At 63.1% G+C, this 20,841-nt stretch carries 21 protein-coding genes and 1 pseudogene; 12 read left to right on the top strand and 10 right to left on the bottom strand.

Going from position 1 to position 20,841, the window contains the following annotated elements:
- Position 1: 1 nt before the first annotated feature.
- Positions 2-1,195, bottom strand: a complete 1,194-nt coding sequence (locus tag BH95_RS10300; RefSeq protein ID WP_037181843.1) for an acyl-CoA dehydrogenase family protein — start codon at positions 1,193-1,195, stop codon at positions 2-4.
- A gap of 154 nt (positions 1,196-1,349) precedes the next feature.
- Between BH95_RS10300 and BH95_RS10295 the strand changes: the two genes are divergently transcribed.
- From BH95_RS10295 to BH95_RS10275, 5 genes are all read left to right on the top strand, one after another.
- Positions 1,350-2,129: a helix-turn-helix transcriptional regulator gene (locus BH95_RS10295; protein ID WP_020111236.1), complete on the top strand. Its 780-nt coding sequence runs from the start codon at positions 1,350-1,352 to the stop codon at positions 2,127-2,129.
- Positions 2,130-2,214: 85 nt separating this feature from the next.
- Positions 2,215-3,381: an LLM class flavin-dependent oxidoreductase gene (locus BH95_RS10290; RefSeq protein ID WP_033189987.1), complete on the top strand. Its 1,167-nt coding sequence runs from the start codon at positions 2,215-2,217 to the stop codon at positions 3,379-3,381.
- 6 nt (positions 3,382-3,387) lie between these two features.
- The gene (locus BH95_RS10285; RefSeq protein ID WP_037181839.1) at positions 3,388-3,804 is read left to right on the top strand and encodes an SRPBCC family protein; all 417 of its coding nucleotides are present in this window, start codon (positions 3,388-3,390) and stop codon (positions 3,802-3,804) included.
- Positions 3,801-4,148, top strand: a complete 348-nt coding sequence (locus BH95_RS10280) for a hypothetical protein (protein ID WP_037181836.1) — start codon at positions 3,801-3,803, stop codon at positions 4,146-4,148. The genes BH95_RS10285 and BH95_RS10280 overlap by 4 nt, the downstream gene beginning before the upstream one ends.
- Positions 4,145-4,633, top strand: coding sequence for a flavin reductase family protein (locus tag BH95_RS10275; protein ID WP_037181833.1), 489 nt, complete (start codon positions 4,145-4,147; stop codon positions 4,631-4,633). The genes BH95_RS10280 and BH95_RS10275 overlap by 4 nt, the downstream gene beginning before the upstream one ends.
- 56 nt (positions 4,634-4,689) lie before the next feature.
- On the opposite strand, the gene BH95_RS10270 is transcribed toward BH95_RS10275, so the two are convergent.
- Genes BH95_RS10270 through BH95_RS10255 form a run of 4 tightly spaced genes read right to left on the bottom strand, consistent with a single transcriptional unit; the run spans position 4,690 to position 7,856 of the window.
- Positions 4,690-5,013 (bottom strand): putative quinol monooxygenase, encoded by a 324-nt coding sequence (locus BH95_RS10270; protein WP_019663431.1) that lies wholly within the window; start codon positions 5,011-5,013, stop codon positions 4,690-4,692.
- A gap of 24 nt (positions 5,014-5,037) precedes the next feature.
- Positions 5,038-6,063, bottom strand: a complete 1,026-nt coding sequence (locus BH95_RS10265; RefSeq protein WP_037144832.1) for an NAD(P)-dependent alcohol dehydrogenase — start codon at positions 6,061-6,063, stop codon at positions 5,038-5,040.
- A gap of 30 nt (positions 6,064-6,093) precedes the next feature.
- Positions 6,094-6,801 (bottom strand): iron-sulfur cluster assembly protein, encoded by a 708-nt coding sequence (locus tag BH95_RS10260; protein ID WP_037181830.1) that lies wholly within the window; start codon positions 6,799-6,801, stop codon positions 6,094-6,096.
- A 2-nt stretch (positions 6,802-6,803) separates the two neighbouring features.
- Complete coding sequence (locus tag BH95_RS10255) at positions 6,804-7,856, bottom strand: amidohydrolase family protein (protein WP_020111240.1); 1,053 nt, start codon at positions 7,854-7,856, stop codon at positions 6,804-6,806.
- Positions 7,857-8,033: 177 nt separating this feature from the next.
- On the opposite strand from BH95_RS10255, the gene BH95_RS10250 reads away from it, so the two are divergent.
- Complete coding sequence (locus BH95_RS10250; RefSeq protein ID WP_037181828.1) at positions 8,034-9,488, top strand: helix-turn-helix domain-containing protein; 1,455 nt, start codon at positions 8,034-8,036, stop codon at positions 9,486-9,488.
- 29 nt (positions 9,489-9,517) lie between these two features.
- Here BH95_RS10250 and BH95_RS10245 read toward each other — a convergent pair whose 3' ends face one another.
- The 3 genes from BH95_RS10245 to BH95_RS10235 form a co-directional block, all read right to left on the bottom strand.
- Positions 9,518-10,498, bottom strand: a complete 981-nt coding sequence (locus BH95_RS10245; RefSeq protein ID WP_037181825.1) for an NAD(P)H-dependent flavin oxidoreductase — start codon at positions 10,496-10,498, stop codon at positions 9,518-9,520.
- Positions 10,499-10,547: 49 nt separating this feature from the next.
- Positions 10,548-11,894 (bottom strand): MFS transporter, encoded by a 1,347-nt coding sequence (locus BH95_RS10240; protein WP_052060000.1) that lies wholly within the window; start codon positions 11,892-11,894, stop codon positions 10,548-10,550.
- Between the two features lie 140 nt (positions 11,895-12,034).
- On the bottom strand, positions 12,035-12,895 hold the full coding sequence (locus BH95_RS10235; protein ID WP_037181823.1) for a helix-turn-helix transcriptional regulator: 861 nt from the start codon (positions 12,893-12,895) through the stop codon (positions 12,035-12,037).
- Between the two features lie 161 nt (positions 12,896-13,056).
- Between BH95_RS10235 and BH95_RS10230 the strand changes: the two genes are divergently transcribed.
- Genes BH95_RS10230 through BH95_RS10220 form a run of 3 tightly spaced genes read left to right on the top strand, consistent with a single transcriptional unit; the run spans position 13,057 to position 16,485 of the window.
- Positions 13,057-14,709 (top strand): AMP-binding protein, encoded by a 1,653-nt coding sequence (locus BH95_RS10230; protein ID WP_037181822.1) that lies wholly within the window; start codon positions 13,057-13,059, stop codon positions 14,707-14,709.
- A gap of 12 nt (positions 14,710-14,721) precedes the next feature.
- On the top strand, positions 14,722-15,504 hold the full coding sequence (locus BH95_RS10225) for an enoyl-CoA hydratase/isomerase family protein (RefSeq protein WP_037181819.1): 783 nt from the start codon (positions 14,722-14,724) through the stop codon (positions 15,502-15,504).
- A 3-nt stretch (positions 15,505-15,507) separates the two neighbouring features.
- Positions 15,508-16,485 (top strand): MBL fold metallo-hydrolase, encoded by a 978-nt coding sequence (locus BH95_RS10220; protein WP_052059998.1) that lies wholly within the window; start codon positions 15,508-15,510, stop codon positions 16,483-16,485.
- 13 nt (positions 16,486-16,498) lie between these two features.
- Here the strand turns inward: BH95_RS10220 and BH95_RS10215 are convergent, their stop codons facing one another.
- Positions 16,499-17,206, bottom strand: coding sequence for an RraA family protein (locus BH95_RS10215; RefSeq protein WP_037181817.1), 708 nt, complete (start codon positions 17,204-17,206; stop codon positions 16,499-16,501).
- 83 nt (positions 17,207-17,289) lie between these two features.
- Here BH95_RS10215 and BH95_RS29900 point away from each other — a divergent pair.
- Positions 17,290-17,382 (top strand): annotated as a pseudogene (locus BH95_RS29900) (AsnC family transcriptional regulator); the annotation flags it as partial.
- 117 nt (positions 17,383-17,499) lie between these two features.
- Positions 17,500-17,742, top strand: a complete 243-nt coding sequence (locus tag BH95_RS29505) for an Lrp/AsnC ligand binding domain-containing protein (RefSeq protein ID WP_244164886.1) — start codon at positions 17,500-17,502, stop codon at positions 17,740-17,742.
- Between the two features lie 972 nt (positions 17,743-18,714).
- Here BH95_RS29505 and BH95_RS28740 read toward each other — a convergent pair.
- Positions 18,715-18,882, bottom strand: coding sequence for a hypothetical protein (locus BH95_RS28740; protein WP_155291562.1), 168 nt, complete (start codon positions 18,880-18,882; stop codon positions 18,715-18,717).
- 298 nt (positions 18,883-19,180) lie between these two features.
- Between BH95_RS28740 and BH95_RS10200 the strand changes: the two genes are divergently transcribed.
- Positions 19,181-20,449 carry a DUF3500 domain-containing protein gene (locus tag BH95_RS10200; protein WP_052059997.1) on the top strand — a complete coding sequence of 423 codons (1,269 nt, stop codon included), beginning with the start codon at positions 19,181-19,183 and terminating at the stop codon, positions 20,447-20,449.
- Positions 20,450-20,841 lie beyond the last annotated feature (392 nt).

The following is a 20,841-nucleotide window of genomic DNA, read 5'->3' as shown; positions in this document are numbered from 1 at the left end:
TTCAGGACTGGTGGTCGTAGCCGGGCACGATCGCCTTGGCGGCCTCGACCAGACTGATCTGATCGACCAGCATGTGCTGTGTGGCAACCGCGATGTCGCGGCTGCAACGACCGAGCGCACTGGGGTTGCGGATCGCCTGGCTTCCTGCCCATCGGTGCGCGAACTGCACGATCTCACCGGCCACTTCCTGCACCCAGGTGGTCACCTGACGCAATCGCGCGCGCTGCTCGTCGGTGATGTCCTCACCGCGGCGCGCGGTGTCCTCGGCGTCGCCGTGCGCCTGGTAGACGTACGCGCGAGCGGCCTGAAGCAGAGCCTCGTTCTTCGCGAAGTCGCGAAGGAAGAGCTGCGATTCCCCGACGGGACCGTCGTAACCTGGTCGGTTCTTCTTCGACGCGATCTGCACTACCTCTTCGAGTGCGCGCGTGGCGATTCCGAGGGCGACCGGGGCGTGACCCCCTACGCCGATGCCGAGAAGACCTAATTTGTAGACGGGTTCAGGTCGGACGGGCACCGTGGAGAAGGTTTCCATCGTGAACCTGTCCGGGACGAAGACGTCGTCGACGAGATAGTCGTAGCTTCCGGTTCCGACCATGCCCATCACGTCCCAGTTTCCGAGAAACTCCACGTCGGTACGGGGCAGGAAGCCGATTCGGCAGTCCGGGCCGCCGTTGGCGTCGAGCACGGGGTTGCCTGCGTCGTCGTGTACGACGAATCCTGCACCGATCCACGATGCGTGCGCCGACCCGCTGCCGAACTGAAACTTGCCGGTGACCCGATATCCGCCGTCGACGCGGACTGCCTTACCGGTGGGCATGATCATGCCTGCGGTGATGCCGCGGGCCGGGCCCTCGAACATTTCGCGGGCTCCGACATCGTTCATGAACCCGACTGCGACTCCGGTGGAGAACGCATTGGCCATCAGCGCCCAGCCGGTGGACCCGTCGGCGCGTGAGATCTCCTCGATCACCTTCAAGGCTTCGACGATTCCCTTTCCGCCGCCGCCGAATTCGGCAGGGACGAGCAGCCAGAAGAGCTCCTGCTCGACGAGAGCGTCGTAGACGGCCGACGTGATGGTGGCGTCGGATTCGATGGTGTTCGCTTCGCGTTCGACGACACGGGCAACCGTTCGTGCCCGTTCGGCGTAATCAGGCGACAAGCTGGTGGTGACGGGAGCGTCGATGGTGCTGGTCATATGCTGTACGACCTTTCGTTCGAGCACGGCTTCGGTATGACTCACATCACAATGCTCGGCGCAGCCCCACGACGGACGCGCAGAACTACGTGATCCACTACGTGCTTGCGAGAACCCGACCTGGACCAGGGGAAACATCGATAGCATTTCGGTCATGCAGTCGCAGGTGGAGCACACGCGGTCGTGGCAGGACGTGTTGTCCGCCGAGCACATGCGTCGAATTCTCGAAGTCCTGGAAGTGGCGCGGTCGTCGGCAGGTGGAACTCGATACAAGGAAGCCTTGGTGGATGCCATCGCGACGGTGTTCGACGTCCGCGACGTGACGTTCTTCTTCGGCACGACCTATCCGACGGTGTTCGCGGATCCCGCTCCTCTGCTCACCGGTGCCGCCGAGCCGTTGCTGCGTGAGTATCAGGAAAGGTGGCGGGACAAGGACGTGTTCGCGCTCCCCCGGGCACGACGCGTACTCACCGACGACGGCTTCGCGACGCTCGACGATCTGGCGAGACTTCCCGTGCCTCAACGTTCCTACGTCGAGGATTACCTTGCGCCGCACGGGATGGGCACGGCGTCGGCGATTCATCTGCGGTTCGCCGACGGTGAGGCGTTGGTGGGCATGTTCGACCGTGAACGGTACTGGGATCGGAGCGACATCACCGCGATGAAGTTCCTGGCCGGTCATCTGCGTGCGAGTGCGAGGTCCGTCGCCATCGGAGAAGCGCCCCCCGAGGCGGATCCGTTCGTCGGGCTCAGTCCGCGGCAGTGGGATGTCGCGGAGCTGATCGGCGACGGTCTGACCAATGCAGAGATCGCGCTCGAGCTGAACCTGACGGAGATGACGGTCAAGAAGTACGTCAGCCGCATCTTCGACACGACCGGTTTCCGCAATCGCGCTGCTCTCGCGGCGTCGGTGTCTCGGCGGGTCAGCCTGTAACTGTCCTCTTTCGAGGACTGTTTCACGCTGTGGCGTGGGTCATACGGTGATCGTGACAATGTTGCCCGTCACACCTGGAGATGACATGACGCGCCTGAAGTTCGGAACGTTCCTCGCCCCGATCCACACCCCCGGTCAGAATCCGACGCTGCTTCTGCAGCGCGATCTCGAACTCGTGGAGTACTTGGAGAAACTGGGGTACGACGAGGCATGGTTCGGCGAGCACCACTCGGCGGGCGCCGAGATCTATGCCTCTCCCGAGATCATGATCGCAGCGGCGGGTGAGCGTACGAGCCGCATCAAGCTGGGCACCGGCGTCACGTCCGTGAGCTACCACAACCCACTGTGGGCGGCCGAGCGGATGGTGATGCTCGATCACCTCACGCACGGCCGCGTCCTGTTCGGGCTCGGACCGGGCTCGCTTCCCACCGACGCCGCGATGCTCGGCCTGTCCCAGATCGACACAAGGGAACTGCTCGCCGAGAACGCCGACATCATCATGCGTCTGCTGCGCGGAGAGACCGTCACCGCCAAGACTCGCACCCATGAACTGTTCGACGCCAAGATCCAGATGGCGCCGTACTCCGACCCACTGTTCGACGTCGTCGTGGCGGCCATCGCGTCGCCCACCGGCGCTCGTCTGGCCGGGAAGCACGGCATCGGATTACTCTCCATCGCAGCGACTCTCACGCCCGACGGGTTCAGCGCGCTGCAGCATCACTGGGGGATGCTCGAAGAATTCGCCGAGCAGGCAGGCCGCGCCGACGAGGTGGATCGTTCGACGTGGCGTCTCGTCGGACCGTTCCACATCGCCGAGACCGTCGAGCAGGCCTACGAGGACGTCGAACACGGAATCGAATACTGGTTCAACTACCTTCAGCATGTTGCAGCGTTCCCGCAGATGGATGTTCGCGGTACCAACAAGAAGGAAATGATCGACTTCATCAACACCTCCGGCATCGGCGTCATCGGTACCGCCGAGCAGGCCCGCGCTCAGGTACAGCGCCTTGTCGATCAGTCGGGCGGTTTCGGGACTCTGCTGGTCCAGGGCCACGACTGGGCGAATCCGCAGGCCACCAGGCGTTCCTACGAACTGTTCGCCCAGGACGTCATGCCTTATTTCCAGGGCCAGGCGCAGCCGATGCTCGACGCCGCCGAGCGTGCGCAGGCCGTCCGAGAAGGGCAGGCCGACGAGCACCGCAAGGCCGTCGACCACATGACCAAGAAGTACAACGCAGAACTCGGGCGGTGATCGGACATGGCATCGGTGTCTGTGCGCCAGGAGTACTCGCAGTCCGCGGAATCGGTGTGGGCCGTGGTCGGTGACCCGGCCGGCGCCGCGAACTGGATTCCTTCACTGGACACGTCGAGGCTCGACGGCGAGGTACGACACGTCGTCTTCACCGACGGCAATCCCGCCCGGGAGCGGATCGTGTCCCACGACGACGACTCCCGTACGTACACCTACGAATACATCGACGGGCCACTTCCGCTCGCGAAGTACACCTCCACCATCCGCGTCGACGCCACCGCGAACGGATCCGTCGTCTCGTGGGACGCCGAGTTCACCGCTGCCGGTGACGATCCGGCTGCCCTCGAATCGCAGCTCGAGACCGGAATCGGCGAGATCTACCAGCGCGCACTGGACGAAGTCGCTCGCGTGGCCGCATCGTGAGCAAATCGTTGACGAATTTGTTCGAGAAGGTCACGGTGATGCACTCGGCCGATCACTGGGCGGCTGCTCACCGCGACCTGACCGACATCTTCGGCCCGGCCTCGTTCTCCGACGGCGCTGCGTGGGCGGTGTTTCCCGGACTCAGTCTGTCCGACGAGCAGGGGCCTTCGTGGTCCCTGCTCGCCAAGACCGGCGATCTCGACGCCGTCGCACGCGAGGCGGCACGTCTGGGGTGGGCGGTCGGCGAACCCACGGTCGGCGGGCACGAGGCGCGCCTTCCGTTGACCACGCCGGCGGGCCTCACCGTCGTCGCATATTCCTCTACCAGCCAGGGACTCTCATGAACGACACCGCTGTCGACCCCACCCACTTCCGCACGGTGCTCGGCGAATTCAGCACCGGGGTGGTGGTCGTGACCTCGCTCGGGTCCGAGAACACTCCCATCGGGCTGGCCGTCGGATCGTTCGCTTCGGTGTCGCTGGACCCGCCACTGGTGGCGTTCTTCGTCGCGCACACCTCCACGACATTCCCGAGAATCGCTGCTACAGGACGATTCTGCGCGAACATCCTGTCCCACGATCAAGTCGATGTGTGCCGGGCATTCTCCCGTTCCGGAGGCGACAAGTTCGACGGAGTCACATGGGAACCGTCGCCGAGTGGAAGTCCCGTTCTCGACGGGGTGCACGGATGGATCGACTGCACGATCACATCGGTGCAGCGGCTGGGCGATCATGATCTGGTGGTCGGAGAGGTTCACCAGCTCGACGCAGCGGTCGGTGATCGCTCGCCGTTGGTGTTCTACCGCTCCGCGTTTCACGCGCTGCGCTGATTCGGTACGACCACCCCTCGGTGATGCACGACCGTGTGCACCACCGAGGGTCTCGGTCAGCCGACCTTCATTTCACCCATCTCGCCCCAGCCGGTGGCGCCGATGGTTTCGCTGATGATCTTCGGAGTGGAGGCGAGTCCCTTCGGCAGTTCTTCGACGGCCTTCTTGAAGTGATCGCTGTTCACGTGCGCTCCACCTGCGTCACCGTCGCGGAATGCCTCGACGAGGACGTAGACGTTCGGCTCTTCCAGGCTGCGTGACCATTCGAACCACAGATTGCCTTCCTCGGCGCGTGTTGCTGCGGTGAACTCGGCCACGTGCTCCGGCCAGCGCTCGGTCCAATCGGGCTTGGTCTCGAACTTGACGACGATGAAGATCATGAAAGCTCCTATGCGTTGACGAGGTCAGGGGGTGAGGATCGCACGGCCGCGGATGGCACCGGCATCGAGATCGTCGATGGCACTTTGGAAGTCGTCGAGCGTGTACTTCGCGGTGTGCAACACCACCGATCCCCGAGCAGCCAAGGCCATCAGGTCGCACAGGTCGTTGTAGGACCCCACCAGGTTACCGATGATGTTGATCTCGGAGGACACGATGTCGATGGTGGGGACGTCGATGTTCTCGCCGTATCCGACGACGTAGTAGTTGCCGGCGCCGCGCAGCATCGCCACGCCTTCCTTCGTCGCGCCGCCTTCGCCGACGAAGTCGATGACGGCTTCGCCGCCGTTGCCGTTCGTCAGGTCCAGCACCTGCTCGATGTGGGTGCCGTCGGCGACGATGCCGTGATCAGCCCCGATAGATGTGGCCAGTTCGACTGCCGCCTGGTTGCGGTCGACGACGACGATCTCCGCGGCCGTCAGCGATTTCAGTACCTGAATACCGATGTGCCCCAGGCCTCCTGCACCGATGACAACCACCTTGTCACGTGGCGTCAGGTGCTTCGACGCCTTGGCTGCCGCGTGATATGCCGTCAGGCCTGCGTCGGCGAGGGCCGCGACGTCGGCGGGTTCGAGAGAGTCGTCGATCTTGACGACGCTTCGCGCGGACGTCTTCAGGTACTCGGCGTATCCACCGTTGGTGTCGATTCCGGGGAACTGATTGAATTCGCAGTGCACGTCGTCCCCGGATCGGCAGGCGCGGCACAGTCCGCACGTGATCAGCGGGTGGACGATCACCTTGTCGCCTTCGGCGACGTTGGTGACGGCGGACCCGACCGCGTGCACCCATCCCGCGTTCTCGTGACCGATCGTGTACGGCAGCTGTACGTTCGATTTCTCTGCCCACTGCCCTTCGAGGATGTGCAGGTCGGTTCGGCACACCCCGGCGCCGCCGATCTTCACGATGACATCGAAAGGTCCTGTGGGCGTTGGAATCGGGAGCTCCGTCATCTGCAGTTTGTCGTGGTATCCCACAACCTGTACAGCTCTCATCGTGCTCATGTTCTCGTCCTTAACGGGGTTTCAAGCGTTGACAGTGGTGCGATCGGGGTCGTCGTAGCGGGTCCGAAGCAACCCTCGGCAGAAGTGCGCATTGCCGTCGATCGAGATGCGCGTCGACCGTGCACGTCGCAAGGCAAGCGGTACGTCGATCTGGGCATAGTCGTTTCCCTCGTGATCGACCATCACCAGGCTGTCCGGAGTCGTCGGCAGTCCGATGGTGCTTCGTCGCCGCAGCAATGCATGGGTCGTCTCGTCTTCGGGCAGCTCACCCAGCAGAACAGTGCCCATCTCACGCATGTCGCGTGACGGATCCCTCCGCAGAAGCGCCGTCAGGCACCGCTCCATCGCCGCGACGTGGGCCTTCCGCTGAAAGGTCGTCCGGAGCTCTTCCAGATCGTCCTCGGCTTCGTGGGCGAACGTACCGCGATAGCCCGCATCGGCGGCGAGACCGGCGTTGATGATCGCCGAATCATGGTGATCGTCGAGTTCGACGGTGACCTGCGCGGTCCACTCGAGCGTCGTCAGAACGTCTTTCGCATCCGAGGCCATCAGATACGCGAAGTTGGGCGCGCAGAACGACGTCGGAAGCCGCAAGTGCACCACTACGTCACCCTCGCCCGACACGGTGACGGACTGTGCGAAATCGAGATCGGTGATGGGCTGGTCGAGCTCGGGATCGACGACCGCCCCGAGTGCCTCCAGCGCCGCAGCTTCTCTGATGTCCGGCACGGCTACGCACCCACCAGATGCTCGTCGGCGGCTTGTTCTGCGCCGCGGGGTCCGGTCTCCGTCTCATCGGCGTCGGCTAGACGGAGATCCTCCGGGACCGGAATGTCGTACATCTTCGCGGCGTTCAGGCCGAGGATCTTCTTCTTCTGGTCCAGGGTGATCTGCGGATACTCGCTCAACTCGTCGGGGATCTGGAATTCGACGAATGCCTCGATCAGCCACCTCGGGGTCCACAAGGCGTAGTCGGAGGAGAACTGGATGCGATCTTCGCCGAGCCAGTACAGAAGTTCTCCGATGATCTGAGCGAAGTACTTCGGCCTGGTGTGCATGAAGGGCATGGCGACGGCGAGTCCGGCATGCACGTTCGGTTCCTGGGTCGCGATCCAGCAGAAGTCCTCCAGCCGCGGAAGCCCGCAGTGTTCGACGACGAAGTTCAGATCGGTGAAGTCGGTCGCGATGTGGTCGACATCGGCGACATCGAAGGCGTCGCGGTCGAGCGGCCTGATCGTCGGACCTTTGTGGACGTGGATGTTGGTGATTCCGAGTTCACGGCACACCTCGAGGTAGCGGCGCGTCCAGTCGTCGTCGAGCTTGTATCCGCGGGAATCACCGTTCCACTCGGCGGTGTAGAGCTTCACGCCTTTCAGGCCGAATCGCTCGGCATCGGCCCGTAGCTGATCGAGACCCGCCTCGCCGTTGCGAGGATCGAAATTGTGGTTGTACGTCAAGATGTCGGAATGCTTCTGGGTCAGCGCCCACGCTTCCTCGGTCTGGCCGAATCCGTTCACGTAGAACTCGCCCAGATGAGCCGGCTGGAAGATCGCGTGGTCGACGTAACCGTCGATGAACAGGTCTTTGATCAGGCGTTCACCGCCCTGGTAGAGGTACTCGTCGTACGTCCAGAGCTCGGATTCCGGTGACAGGTTGCGGTGATAGTCGTAGAAGCAGTCGATGAACTGCTTGCCGTGGATGTTGCGCTGGTTCTCCTTGCGCGCATCCCACAACGCCACGTGCGCGTCGACGATGAAGAAGCTGTCGTCACCCTTTTTGTACATGTCGATCCCTTCCGTCGTGTGACTGGCGCCACAGTTCGTAGTTTCGACGGTAGGTCCGCTCGCCCCGGCTGCCGAGGCCCTGGCTGTCTCAATCTGAGACGTCGCATGGTCCCTCTGTTATGTAATCTGGATCACATGCATCGGAGACGGTGCGCACTCCCGACCACGAGGATTTCGGTGATCGACGACCACCCCGCCCTGAACCGCCGCGACGACGTACCGGACACCCTGGTGCCCGGTCGTCTACGTGCGTCGTGGTTGCGTAGTGAGCGGTACGGAATCTCGCTCGACGCCGTGGAGCCGGTGTTCGCGGGCACCGAACCGCCGGAGTCGCTGTTCCACGAGTGCGGCAACGAGGTACTCGTCGATCTGCACCGAACGTTGTCCAGCGAACCCGTCGGCATGATGCTGACGGACGCCGAGGGTGTTGTCCTGAGCAGGGTCAGCGGCGATCACGCTCTGCTGCGTGCACTCGACGCGGTGCATCTTGCTCCCGGCTTCGGTTACTCCGAGCGGGAGGTGGGCACCAACGGTCTCGGTCTGGCGCTCGCCGACATCGCACCCACCCTCGTCAGAGCCGAGCAGCACTACTCGCACAGTCTGACCGGTTTCACCTGTGCCGCTGCACCGGTCGTCGACCCTGCCACGGGCAGGCTGGAAGGCGCAGTGAACCTGACGACGTGGGCGCGAACGTCGAGTGATCTGCTGCTGACGCTCGCCAGGTCGGCGGCCAGCACCATCCGCACGTCGATGCTGGCGCGCGGTTCGGGGAACACGCCGCGTCCGACGACGCGGCGTGGCCTCTTCAGGATCGTGCACGCCGCGGGCCGCGCCGTCGCAGACCTCGGTTCCGAGTGGACGACGGCAGTGGCCGAGGCACGATCCGCGATGGACGACGGCATGGCCGTCGCCGCGATCGGCCGGGCGAGCAGCGGACGTTCGACGCTGCTCGAACAATCCGCTCGAGCAGCGTTTCCTCGGCACCGCGTCCTCGTCGCATCCGCACCGGAACCGGACGATCTGCAGACCTGGCTCGACCTGTGGTCGTTCGAAGCCGGTCGACCGGACACCGCAATCGTCGTCCGGGACGTCGACGCCCTGCCCGCATACGCCGCCGAGCATCTCGACGGCCTGCTGTTCGCATCCGACGTACTGCGCATGCCTGTTTCGATGACGGCCGAACGGCTCGAGTCGGTGCCGACGGCTCTCCGCAGGCGCGTCCGATCGGTCGTCTCCGTCGCGGCCCTTCAGGACCGTCCCGACGACGTCCTCCCCCTCGCCCGGCACTTCGCCCGCGAGATGCGCGGCCGCGACGTTCAGTTCACGGACGCAGCGGAACGCGCTTTACGTAACTACGACTGGCCGCACGACGTCGCCGAACTGAAGTCGACGATCACTCGGGCGGTCGGGCGTTCCGATGTGGTCGACACACACGTACTACCCACCGAAATCCTGGCCGGCCCCACCCGTCGACTGTCCAGCATCGAGGCCTTCGAGCGCGGCGAAATCGTGCGCCTTCTCTCTACCGGCCCGATGACGATGCAGCACGCCGCCGAACGCCTCGGAATGAGCAGGGCAACTCTGTATCGCAAAATTGCCTACTACAAAATCGACATGAAAAGTTCTCGCTGACTCGAATCACGCCGCGGCCGGATCGTACGTCAACCTCGGATCTGTTCGGGGAGGGTACCGGTCACGATGCGGCGCGCATCGTCGATGATCGTTCGCACCACATCTGCACAGCTGGATACGTCATTTATCAGACCCTGGGCTTGACTCGCCCACCACATACCGCCGTCGATATCGCCGTTGCCGTACACCTGTTCCCGGCCGCGCTGTCCGCTGGCGAGATCTGCGATGTCGGCGAATGTGGCGCCGGTGCGCCTCGAAACCTCGACGATCTGCTCCGAGATGGCATTTCGTGCCACCCGAGCGGTGTTGTCGAATTCACGGAACACGAGCACCGTATCGCGTTCGGTGTTTCGCACGATCTGTTTCTTCACGTTGTCGTGAATCGGGGCTTCGGTGGTGGCCATGAACCGCGTTCCCATGTTCACGGCAGAAGCGCCGAGTGCAAGGGCGGCCACCAGACCGGCTCCTGTGGCGATACCGCCACTTGCGATCAACGGGATCGTCAGCGCCTGAGCAGCGGCGGGAATGAGGACCAAACCGGGAACGTCGTCCGCACCGGGATGCCCTGCGCATTCGAAACCGTCGATACTGACCGCGTCGACGCCGATCTGCTCGGCTTTCAGCGCATGTCGCACCGACACCGCTTTGTGTACGACCTTCACACCCGCCGCACGAAATGCCGGTAAGTGAGGCTGTGGGTTGCCACCCGCTGTTTCGACGATCGTGACCCCGCCCGCGATGATTGCATCGCGATATTCGTCGTACGGCACGGGGTTGATCGTGGGCAGAATGGTCAAGTTGACACCGAAAGGCTTGTCAGTGAGATCCCGACATCGCGCGATCTCCTTCACCAATGCGTCGGGACTGGGTTGGGTCAGGGCAGTCAGGAATCCGAGCGCGCCGGCATTTGCTACTGCCCCGATCAAGTCGGAAGTCCCGACGGCGGTCATTCCCCCACAGACTACCGGGTGTTCGATGCCGAAGGTTCGGGTGAATACGTTGTCGAACAATTGGTTTCCTTTGATTCGTCAATCGATTTTCGCTCGGAATCAGATCGATCTATACGTGTGCAGAACGTGGAGGCAGCCCTGAACAGGAGTCCTGTTCCATTGCGCGATTGCGGGTTTCCGGAAGGAACGCAGCGCACAGAAGGCTCAGGACGCCGAAACCTGCGAGCATCCACCCCACTGCGTGACTTCCGTGGCGACTTGCCAGTTCAGCAGCCAGCGTCGGGGCGGTACCACCGCCGACGACTCCCGCGATGGCGTAGGCCATGCCTGCACCGGTGTATCGATACTCGGTCTTGAACATCTCCGGCAGCAGCGCACCGGCGGGGCCGTACGAGATGCCCATCACGACCAGCGCAAGGGTCAGACCGGCAAAGAATGCCACCGGCGATCCGATGTCTATGAGCGGGAACAACAACAAACCCCCGGGAATCGACAGCACGCACGATCCCAGCACCATCCTGCGGCGTCCGACACGGTCCGAGAACGCGGCCGCGAGCGCGGTGGCCGCCGCGAATACGAGAGCGGCGAGCAGCCCCAGGGACAGGACGGCGGTTCGGCTCAGGCCGAGAATGGAGGTGCCGTACGACGTGAGGTAGGCGGTCCCGATGTAGAAGAATGCAAACATCATGGACAGCGCGCCTGCAGCGAGCAACAGTTCGCGCGGCTGATTCTTGAACACGCCGATCAGCGGCCCGGTCGCCGATCCTCGGCGCGGCGCCTGACGGGCGAACATGGGGGTTTCTTCGACCTTCAGGCGAACGTAAAGTCCGATCAGGACGAGAAGAGCGCTGGCCAAGAACGGGATTCGCCAGCCGTAGTCGAGGAAGGCGCTCGAGGTCTCACCGACGAACAGGTTGACGATCAAGAATGTGCCGCTGGAAAGAACGAACGCGAGCGATGGGCCGAGTTGCGGAAACAGAGCATAGAGTCCTCGTTTCTCTTTCGGGGCGTACTCGGTTGCCAACAGGGTTGCACCGGCCCACTCACCGCCGACGGCAAGACCCTGCGCGACACGGAGCACAACCAGAATTATCGGCGCTGCGATCCCGATGGAGGATGCGCTGGGGATACAACCGATGAGAACGGTGGCGATGCCCATGAGCAGCAGGGTGCTGATCAGAGTCTTCTTTCGGCCGATTCTGTCGCCGAAGTGTCCGAAAATCGCCGCGCCGAGTGGACGTGCAACGAACGCCACCGCAAAGGTGGCAAACGAGGCGACTGTGCCGGCCGCGGTGCCGAGTGCCGGGAAGAAGACTTTCGGAAATACCAGAGCCGCTGCCGTGCCGTAGATGAAGAAATCGTAGAACTCGATCGTGGTGCCGGTGCAGCTCGCTATCGCGACGCGGCGCATGGGGGTGGCAGGGGGTGCGCCTACCGGGTCGATGATTCTGGACATGAGATCTCCTGCTCGACGGGCCCGGGCGGTCCGATAACCGACGGGCTGTGTACGAGAAGAAGTGTGAGCGTCGTTACATCGACGGAGAACCCCCGAAAGTGGGTCACGTTCTCCCGTAACCCCTTTCGAGGGTAGTTCCGTCAGCGGATGAGACCACGCTCGCGCGCGATCAGCACGGCCTGCATGCGGTTGCCGGCGTGCAGCTTGCGCATCGCGCTTTTGAGATAGGACTTGACGGTGTTGGGGAGAAGCCCCAAGGCCTCGCCGACATCCTTGTTGCTGGAACCGCGTGCAATCTCTGTGAGAACGTCGATTTCGCGAGGACGGAGCGTCATCGGGGGTGCGCCGCCCTCAATCGACATCTCGATCGGTGCGAACCGGTTGCCGATCGCCTCGATGCGCCTGCGTAGGACGTCGTCTTCGACAGCCACAGCAAGTTCTGTGAGTTCCCTTGCTATGTCGCACATGTCGGCGCGACTGAGAGCAGGCTGGTCGGCCGGGGTGCGCGTCCTGAGCACACTCATCCGGCGAGAAACTTCGTCCTCGACAGCGATGTCGCGCTCGAGACGCCTGATGAACGGGGTGAAGCTGTCGAACCATCGATCACCCAGTGGCACATGGGTGCGAGCAGCAAGGTACACCAGTATTCGTGGCGTGCGATCGACGACTATCGGAAGTGCGGCGAGAGTTTCGATGGCCTCCGGCCGAACCGCGTGGTCGTAGACGTGCGTGATTCCCTGAGCAGAGAAGTAGTCTGCCACCGAGACCGGGCGAGCGAGCCGTAGCGCTTTGCCGCCGAGTCCTTCCCCGTTGCGGACGACGAGGTTCACAGCGGACCGGGTACGCACTCCGGTCAGATCGGTGATCTCCATCGCCGCTGCACCCCGGTGCACCGGACCTCCGAAAACCATGTCCATTCCTGCCTGACGGCGGAGTTGTTCGAGCGACCGAGCGAGGATCCTTCTCTCCATAGGCAGTGCGGGCTCGAACGGGCTGTCCATTCACTTACCTCCTCGGGATCTATTCCCGACAGTAGTGAGTACGGTCACACTGAGGCAATCCTGTACCTCCGAAAGGGGGTGGCGGGCGGCAGACCCACCTTCGGGGGTGCCGCTCGGGAGTTCTCTGCGTCACATTCGATCATGTGAACGGAGGAGCACACATGACCCCGCAACCGAGCTATGCCGCCGGACCGACCGAGACGCCCCTGCTGGACGACACGATCGGGGATGCGTTCGACCGCACAGTTACGTCATTCCCCGATCGCGAAGCTGTGGTGGACGTGCAGTCCGGTCGCCGCTGGACGTATGCAACACTGGGTTCGGATGTCGATGCATTGGCGTCGGCGATGATCGATCTCGGTGTTCAGGCAGGCGATCGGGTCGGCATCTGGGCGCCGAACTGCCCTGAATGGACGATCGTGCAGATTTCCGCAGCCAAAGTGGGTGCGATACTGGTGGCGATCAACCCCGCGTACCGGGCGCACGAACTCGAATACGTACTGTCCCAATCCGGCATCAGCGTGATGTTCGCATTGCCGGCGTTCAAGTCGTCCGACTACGCGGCGATGCTCGCCACGGCCTCACCGCAATCCTCGGTCCTCGAACAGGTGGTGTTCTTCGGGACGGACCAGTGGGCGAACCTTCTGACCCGAGGAAGCCGCCTCCCGGCGCATGCGCTGGCTGTCAGACAGGGCGCTCTCGACGCGAGCGACCCCATCAACATTCAATACACCTCGGGCACAACAGGATTCCCGAAAGGCGTGACGCTCTCACACCGCAATATTCTCAACAACGGGTATTTCGTCGGCGACATGGTCGGCTACTCCGAGCGGGATCGGATCTGCGTGCCGGTGCCGTTCTACCACTGCTTCGGCATGGTGATGGGCAACCTCGGCGCGATCGCGCACGGAGCGTGCGTCGTCATCCCCGCTCCCGCATTCGACCCGGCCGCGACGTTGATGGCCTGTCAGCAGGAGCGCTGCACCTCCTTGTACGGCGTACCCACCATGTTCATCGCCCTCCTGGAGGTACCCGGGTTCGATACTTTCGATCTCTCCACCATCCGAACCGGCATCATGGCCGGCTCGCCGTGTCCCGTCGAGATCATGAAGCAGATCGCCCAGTGGATGCCCGAGGTCGCAATTGCCTACGGCATGACCGAAACCTCGCCTGCGTCGACACAGACGGCGGTCGACGACCCCCTCGAGCGCAGGGTGTCCACGGTCGGACACGCGCACCCTCACGTGGAACTTCGGATTATCGATCCGGTCAGCGGGACCACAATGCCATGCGGTGAGCCCGGCGAGCTCTGTGTACGGGGCTACTCAGTGATGCTGGGCTACTGGAATCAACCAGACAAGACAGCCGAAACCATCGACGCCGACGGATGGATCCACACGGGAGATCTCGCTGTGATGGACAACGAGCGATTCGTTGCCATCACCGGCCGCATCAAGGACTTGGTCATCCGCGGTGGGGAGAACATCTACCCCAGAGAGATCGAGGAATTTCTCTACACCCACCCCGACATTCTCGACGCTCAGGTCATCGGGGTTCCGGATGACAAGTACGGCGAAGAACTCATGGTGTGGCTTCGCCTGAGGTCCGGTGCGGCCTCGATCGATGCCGACGGTCTGCGCGACTTCTGCTCGGGCAAACTTGCCAGATACAAGATCCCTCGGTTCGTGCACTGCGTCGATGAATTCCCCATGACCGTCAGCGGCAAAGTACGCAAAGCCGAGATGCGAGAGCGTGCTCGCGACATCCTGGGCATCACACCCACAACCGGTCACCCCACTTCAGCTATCGGATAGGAATACACACATATGAGTTGGACCATCGAACGGCGTGGACGCGTTGCCGTCGTCACCATGAACACCAACCCCGTCAATGCACAGAACAGAGCGTTCTTCGCCGACCTGCACGGCGCATTCGACGAACTCGAACGCGAGCACACCGACTCCCCTGTCGTGTTGACCGGCACCGGCACCCGCTTCTCTGCAGGACTCGACCTGGGTGAGCACTTTCCTCTGTTCGCGGGCGACACCGAGACCGTCGCCTCCTGGTTCCAGGACTACCGCGCCACGAACGTGCGGCTCTTCACTTATCCGCGCCCCACTGTCGCAGCGGTCAACGGCCACGCGTTCGCAGGCGGTCTGATCACCGCTGCTGTGTGCGACCGTCGCGTAGCAGTGAACGAGGGCGCCAAGTTCGGAATCAACGAGGTCCCCATCGGAATCCCGATGCCTGCGGTGTACCTCCGAATGCTCGCCTACGCGTGGGGTGAGTCCGTGGCGTCTCGGGCGTGTCTGCAAGGAGAGATATACGGAACCGTTGACGCGCTTCGGTTGGGTTTCGTCCACGAACTGGCCCCGGCAGACGAGCTTCTGGACCGGGCAGTGGCCATCGCCGAATCTACTCCTGCGGACTGCATCGGCAACTACGCGTACACCAAACGCGCCCTGCAGGCACCCGCACTGCGCGATATCGCCGAACTATCGGATCCACTCGACGTAGCGGAACTGGCGGCCGGTATGACCAGCGACGGGTCCCGACGCGCGCATCGTCGTTACTGGGAACAGCTCAAGGGCAGGCCCGCCGAGTGGTGAGGCGTGGCGAATGATCGAGGCCTGCTGCCGAACTGGCTGATCTGGCAGCAGCGCCCGTTTCCCGACTCGAACCTATTGCTGATCGCCGGGGCGACGCCTGCACTGGTCGACAGTGGGTTCGTCGCGCACGCCGAAGACACCGCCGCATGGGTGCAGGCGCACACCCGGCACCTGCACCGCGTGGTGAATACACACTGGCATTCCGATCATGTCGGGGCCAACGGGCTCCTTCAGGCGAGGGGCGCAGGTATTGCTGCCAGCGTCCCGGATGCCGACGCGCTCGCGCGCAGGGACCCGGGATGCTGCTCCGCCGAATACCTCGATCAGCCCGTTGAGCCGTACACCGTGGACGAGCCGCTGACTGGTGATACCGTCCTGCGACTCGGCGACACCGATTGGCAGGTGGTGCTCACCCCTGGTCACACCGCCGGGCATATCGCCCTGTGGCAACCGGACGAGCGAGTGCTGATCGTGGGAGATGCACTGTCCGACTACGACGTCGGGTGGGTCGATCGCGCCCAGGACGGACCGGACGCCGCTGCCGTGGCAGCATCCTCGCTCCGCAAACTCGCGCAGTTGGAGCCACTGACTGTGATTCCTGCGCACGGTCCGATTCCGGTTGATCCCGCCGCCGCGTTCGACAACGCACTACGCCGGGCCGATCGCCTCGTCGACGACCCAGACGGCGCGGTCTGGTACGGAATACGTCGAATATTCGCCTTCGCGTTGATGATTCGCGGCGGCATCACCGTCGCCGACGTCGACGAGTACCTGACTCGACGGATGTGGTTGACCGACGCCGCGCACTTGCTAGGGACCTCCCCTGAATCGCTGTCGAGCGAGTTGGTCGAAACGATGGTGCGAAGCAAGGCCGTCGTCGTGCGGTCGGGCTCACTGTTTGCCGCAACCGAATATTCCGCTGTCCCGCGGCAGTCGCTCGAGATTCCGTTCCCTCGGGACTGGGAAAGCCCTCGTAGATGACGAGTTCGTCGGGTTACTCCTCGATAGCTCTTCCGATCGAGCGGAGGTGGTCTCTGAAGGTGACCGAGGAGTCCGACTCACGGGCCGCCCGGTAGTCATCGAACTGAGACTGGGTGCGAAACGTCGTACCGGTAATCATTTTCGCGGCCTGCGTTCGTTCCGTATCGCGAATGACGGTCGCGAGATCTGCGACGGAAGGAGCGTCCCTCATCGGCACGAACACGACGCCGTCGTCGTCTGCCACAACGTAATCGTCTCTGGTCACGATGTGGTCACCACACCGGACTTGCTCCACAAGCAGTTCACCGTCGGCTCGTCCGCGGTCGGGGCCGTTCGGCAGAGACCCTCCACTGAAGACCGGTAGGTGAATGGCTTTGAGTTGCACAGTATCTCTATGTAGTCCCCAGATCACGATACCTGCTAGTCCCGCACTGGCAGTCTCCAGTGCGATCAGGTCACCGACGCACGCCTCGTCTTCGCGGCCGCCGTTGTCCACCACCAATACCTCGCCCTTCTCTGCGTGATCGATGGCCTCGAGAAACACATCGACGCTTCCATGATGGGCCACAGGTCGTGCACGCCCCGCAAGATGAATGTTGTTCCACAACGGCCGGACGGACGTCGGTGCACACCGAACATCAACGCCGAGACGCATACATGCGTCAGCGATGTGTGGGGTGGTCAGGTCGAGATACACGTGGCTGAGAGTCGTTGCGTCCATGGATCAGAATGCTATTCCCATGGGGTGGGCGCTTTTGATCATGTTGATCAAGAACGAGGGCCCCAGTTGGTAAATTCTCCTCTATAAACGCAGTCGACAAGAAGATTCTTGCGGAGTTACAACAGGACGGGAGACTGACCGTCACGGAACTCGCCGACCGTGTCAGCTCGAGCGTCTCGCCCTGTCACAGGCGAGTCAAAGCATTGGAGTCCTCGGGCGCTATCAGCCGATATCGGGCATTACTCGATGCCGAGGTGTTGGGCCTCACATTCGAGGCTCTCATCTTCGTCAGCATGCACACTGCCGACCGAGGCACCATCACCGCGTTCGAGGTCGCAGTGTCCGAGGTTCCCAACGTTCTTCAAGTGCAACGACTGTTCGGTGACCCCGACTACCTCATGCGTGTCATCACGCACGACCGATCGGCATTTCAGCGGCTGTACGACCAAAGCCTGGCCACGCTGCCCGGGGTTCAGCGACTCGTCTCGACGTTGGCCATGAAGAACGTCGTGGTGGACAGATCGCTGCCGCTGTGACTGAGGATATCCGCCGCCGCCAGCCGAACTGGCCGGGAACCACCATTTCGGTCCATACCGAATGAAAGACTAATCCACATCTGCGAGTGTGGAGAGCAATTTCTTCTACGTTTGCGGTGATCGGTGGCGGAGTCGCTCCGATCGCCGCGACCAAACTGATCGAGATCAGCGGCAGTTCCGCCATCGGTTGGATGCTCGCGATCTATGGCGTACTCAGTTTGGCGTGCTGCGCCTATATGCCCGAGACAAATGACCGCAACATCGAATCATCCGATGTCGGTTCGCCCGCGAACTCGCGAGAGCCGGCTTTCGACTGAAGACCCTGTCTGGCGTCGCTCCCACCAGTTCAATCGCGCCGGACGGGTGGGAGCGGCGCCAACAACGCATACTCCACTTTCAGAACACAACACGAGTGATGGCCTCTGCAGTCACGGCAACCATCCGCGGACGATCGAGTTCGAGAGTATGCGACACCAACAGGTGGATAGCACCGCCTGGCGCGGGGGACTGCGGCAGCAGCGGCAATCGGCGCTTCGATGTAGCCGCCTGCGAGCCGCGTGGCTTCGGCGACCAACCTCTCGCTAACCCGAGCGCTGGACCGGTAAGTCAGCGCCGCTCGAATCTATGCGGGTTGCCAGTCCGGCGCGGCAGCTTTACCGTCCGGGGCGTGCATGCCACCCGCCTCTGCTGTTCGATGGTGCGCAACACCTACATCTATCCGCGGGCCAGCCCAGGACCGAACACCAGCCCGCACTGCCCGTCAGGCAACGTCGGCCCGATGCCCTTCGGTGCAGAAGCCCGCAGCGTCGGCGATGGATTTGCGCCGAGCATCCGTGGATGTCGCCGAGCCACGGACTGGTCCGCCTCGACATCGCCGTACGGCGCTCGAATGATCTTTTCCGCCAAAGCTCGAAAGATGTCTTCCGCCAGAGACGGAGTGGTAGAACTTCAGCGCCTCCTCCGCCGGATTCATCAGAGTGTGGGGGCGTCGCCGAGCAGGTCGAGGGTGCGCTGCAGCAGTGCCTCGATGCGGGTCCTCGACGTCGTCGGCCATGCCCGGGACGCCAGCGCAGTAGTACCCGGAATCGAGTTCCAGTGTCGCAGGATCCGGGCCGACGACGGCCGGTGCAGGTTCCACATCTCGTCGAGGCGGTTTGGCGACAGAGCGGCGCGGTGTGCGCTGGGGTGGGTTCCCGGTGCGGTGCAGCGATTACCGCACCGATCTCGGCGCTTCCGGTGTGCGAGATCTCATAGAAGTCCGACCTGTGTCAAGAACCAGCCGCCACGCGAGCACGACGGGACCAGCGCCGCTCCGGGGACGAACTCGGTGACACGTTCGGGTCGTGTTGATGCCCACAAGACGACCATGGTCTGCCCCACCGCAACTGCACAGCGGGCTCACAGGGACCTTGCAGGATCGAGCCATACCGTTCACCCCATGACGATCGACATACACAGCCAATCGCCCACCTCCCGCCGCCAGCGGGCCCGTCTGGCCATCGCCTCCGCCCTGCTCGTAGGCGGTCTCACCCTCAGCGGCTGCGCCGCAGACACCACAACCGCGACCACCACTGCAAGTACCTCCGCCTCACAGAGCGACGAGACCTCGTCCTCGACTGCCTCGTCGCCCGGCAGTACGACCACCGATGCGACGACAACCGCCGGAACCATCTCGGCCACCGCCGACGCCGCCGAGACCTTCCTGGCCACGCTGACCGCCGAACAACTCGACGCGGTCCAATACTCTTTCGACGACGACACCAAGACCACGTCGTGGTCCAATTTCCCGGTCACGTTCGTCGACCGCGCCGGGCTGAACCTCTCCGACCTCACCGAGGAACAGAAGACTGCGGCCCTCGCCGTTCTCGAAGGCTTGTTGAACGACGACGCTTACGCCACCGTCAGCGGCATCATGGGCGGCGACGAATACCTACACGAGAACAGCAGCTCCACCGAGGAGTCGTTGGGGCAGTACTACATCGCGTTCTTCGGCGACCCGTCCGACACCAGCGCGTGGGAGGTCCAGTTCGGTGGTCACCACCTCGGCATCAACGCCACCCTCGACGGCTCCGCCGATGCCATCACCTTCGCCCCGACACATCTCGGCATCCAGCCCGCCGAATACACCGACACCAACGGTAACGATGTGCAGCCGTTCGACGGCATCTACACCGACGCGTTCGCGTTCTACGACAGCCTCACCGACGAGCAGAAGGCCGCCCTCTACCAGGGTGAGACCGTGGCGAACATGGTCTGCGCACCCGGTGGGACCTGCGACTACCCCACCGGTACAGGACTTTCCGGCGCCGATCTGAACGACGAGCAGAAACAACTACTCCTCGACGTCATCGCCAACTGGTCCGGAATGGCCGACGACCAGACAACAGCTACCGCCCGCGCGAAAATCGAAGCAACCCTCGACTCCACCTATGTGAACTGGTCCGGCGCAACCACATACGACATGACCCAGGGCGACGGAATCTACTTCCAGATCTCCGGACCCGACGTATACGTCGAATTCGCCGCCCAGCAAGGATCCGCCGGCGCCGACGTCACCGGCGTCACCACCTCGGGCTGGGGACACGTACACACCATTTACCGAGACCCCACCAACGACTACGCCAACAGCGCGACCCAACAAGCAGCGACAGGAATGGGCGGCGCACCCGCAGGTGGCACCCCACCCGGTGGCGGCATGGGCTTCTGATACACCGGTACCGGTTCTCGACCCGGATAGCGATCAGTCTGCGCTTCCGGTCTCGATGTCCGCCCCCTGACGGCGAGACCGAGAGCGCATCGTCATCGAGGCAGTGGACCACGGCAGTGACCCGTCCCGGCGGATCGATGTCGGTACCCGGGTGGTCGCGGGCGCCTGGCACAGTCGTCGTGATTGTGCAGCTTCGTGAGCTCGTCCTTCCATCACGGGATGGTGCCGACGCCGTTGTAATTCGTGAAGTGTTCGACGTCCGCTGACAGCGCGATCGAGCCCGTGTCACATGGTGCAGCTGGGCTCGACTCCTGTTCGACTGACAGACCCGGAATTCTCGACGCTGGAGGTCATGACGAACGACGACTCCGGACCCCCAGCACCATCACAGT

Source organism: Rhodococcoides fascians A44A (assembly GCF_000760735.1).
Classification (GTDB): domain Bacteria; phylum Actinomycetota; class Actinomycetes; order Mycobacteriales; family Mycobacteriaceae; genus Rhodococcoides; species Rhodococcoides fascians_E.
Note: the sequence above shows the minus strand (reverse complement) of the source record. Positions and strands in the feature narration are given on the sequence as shown.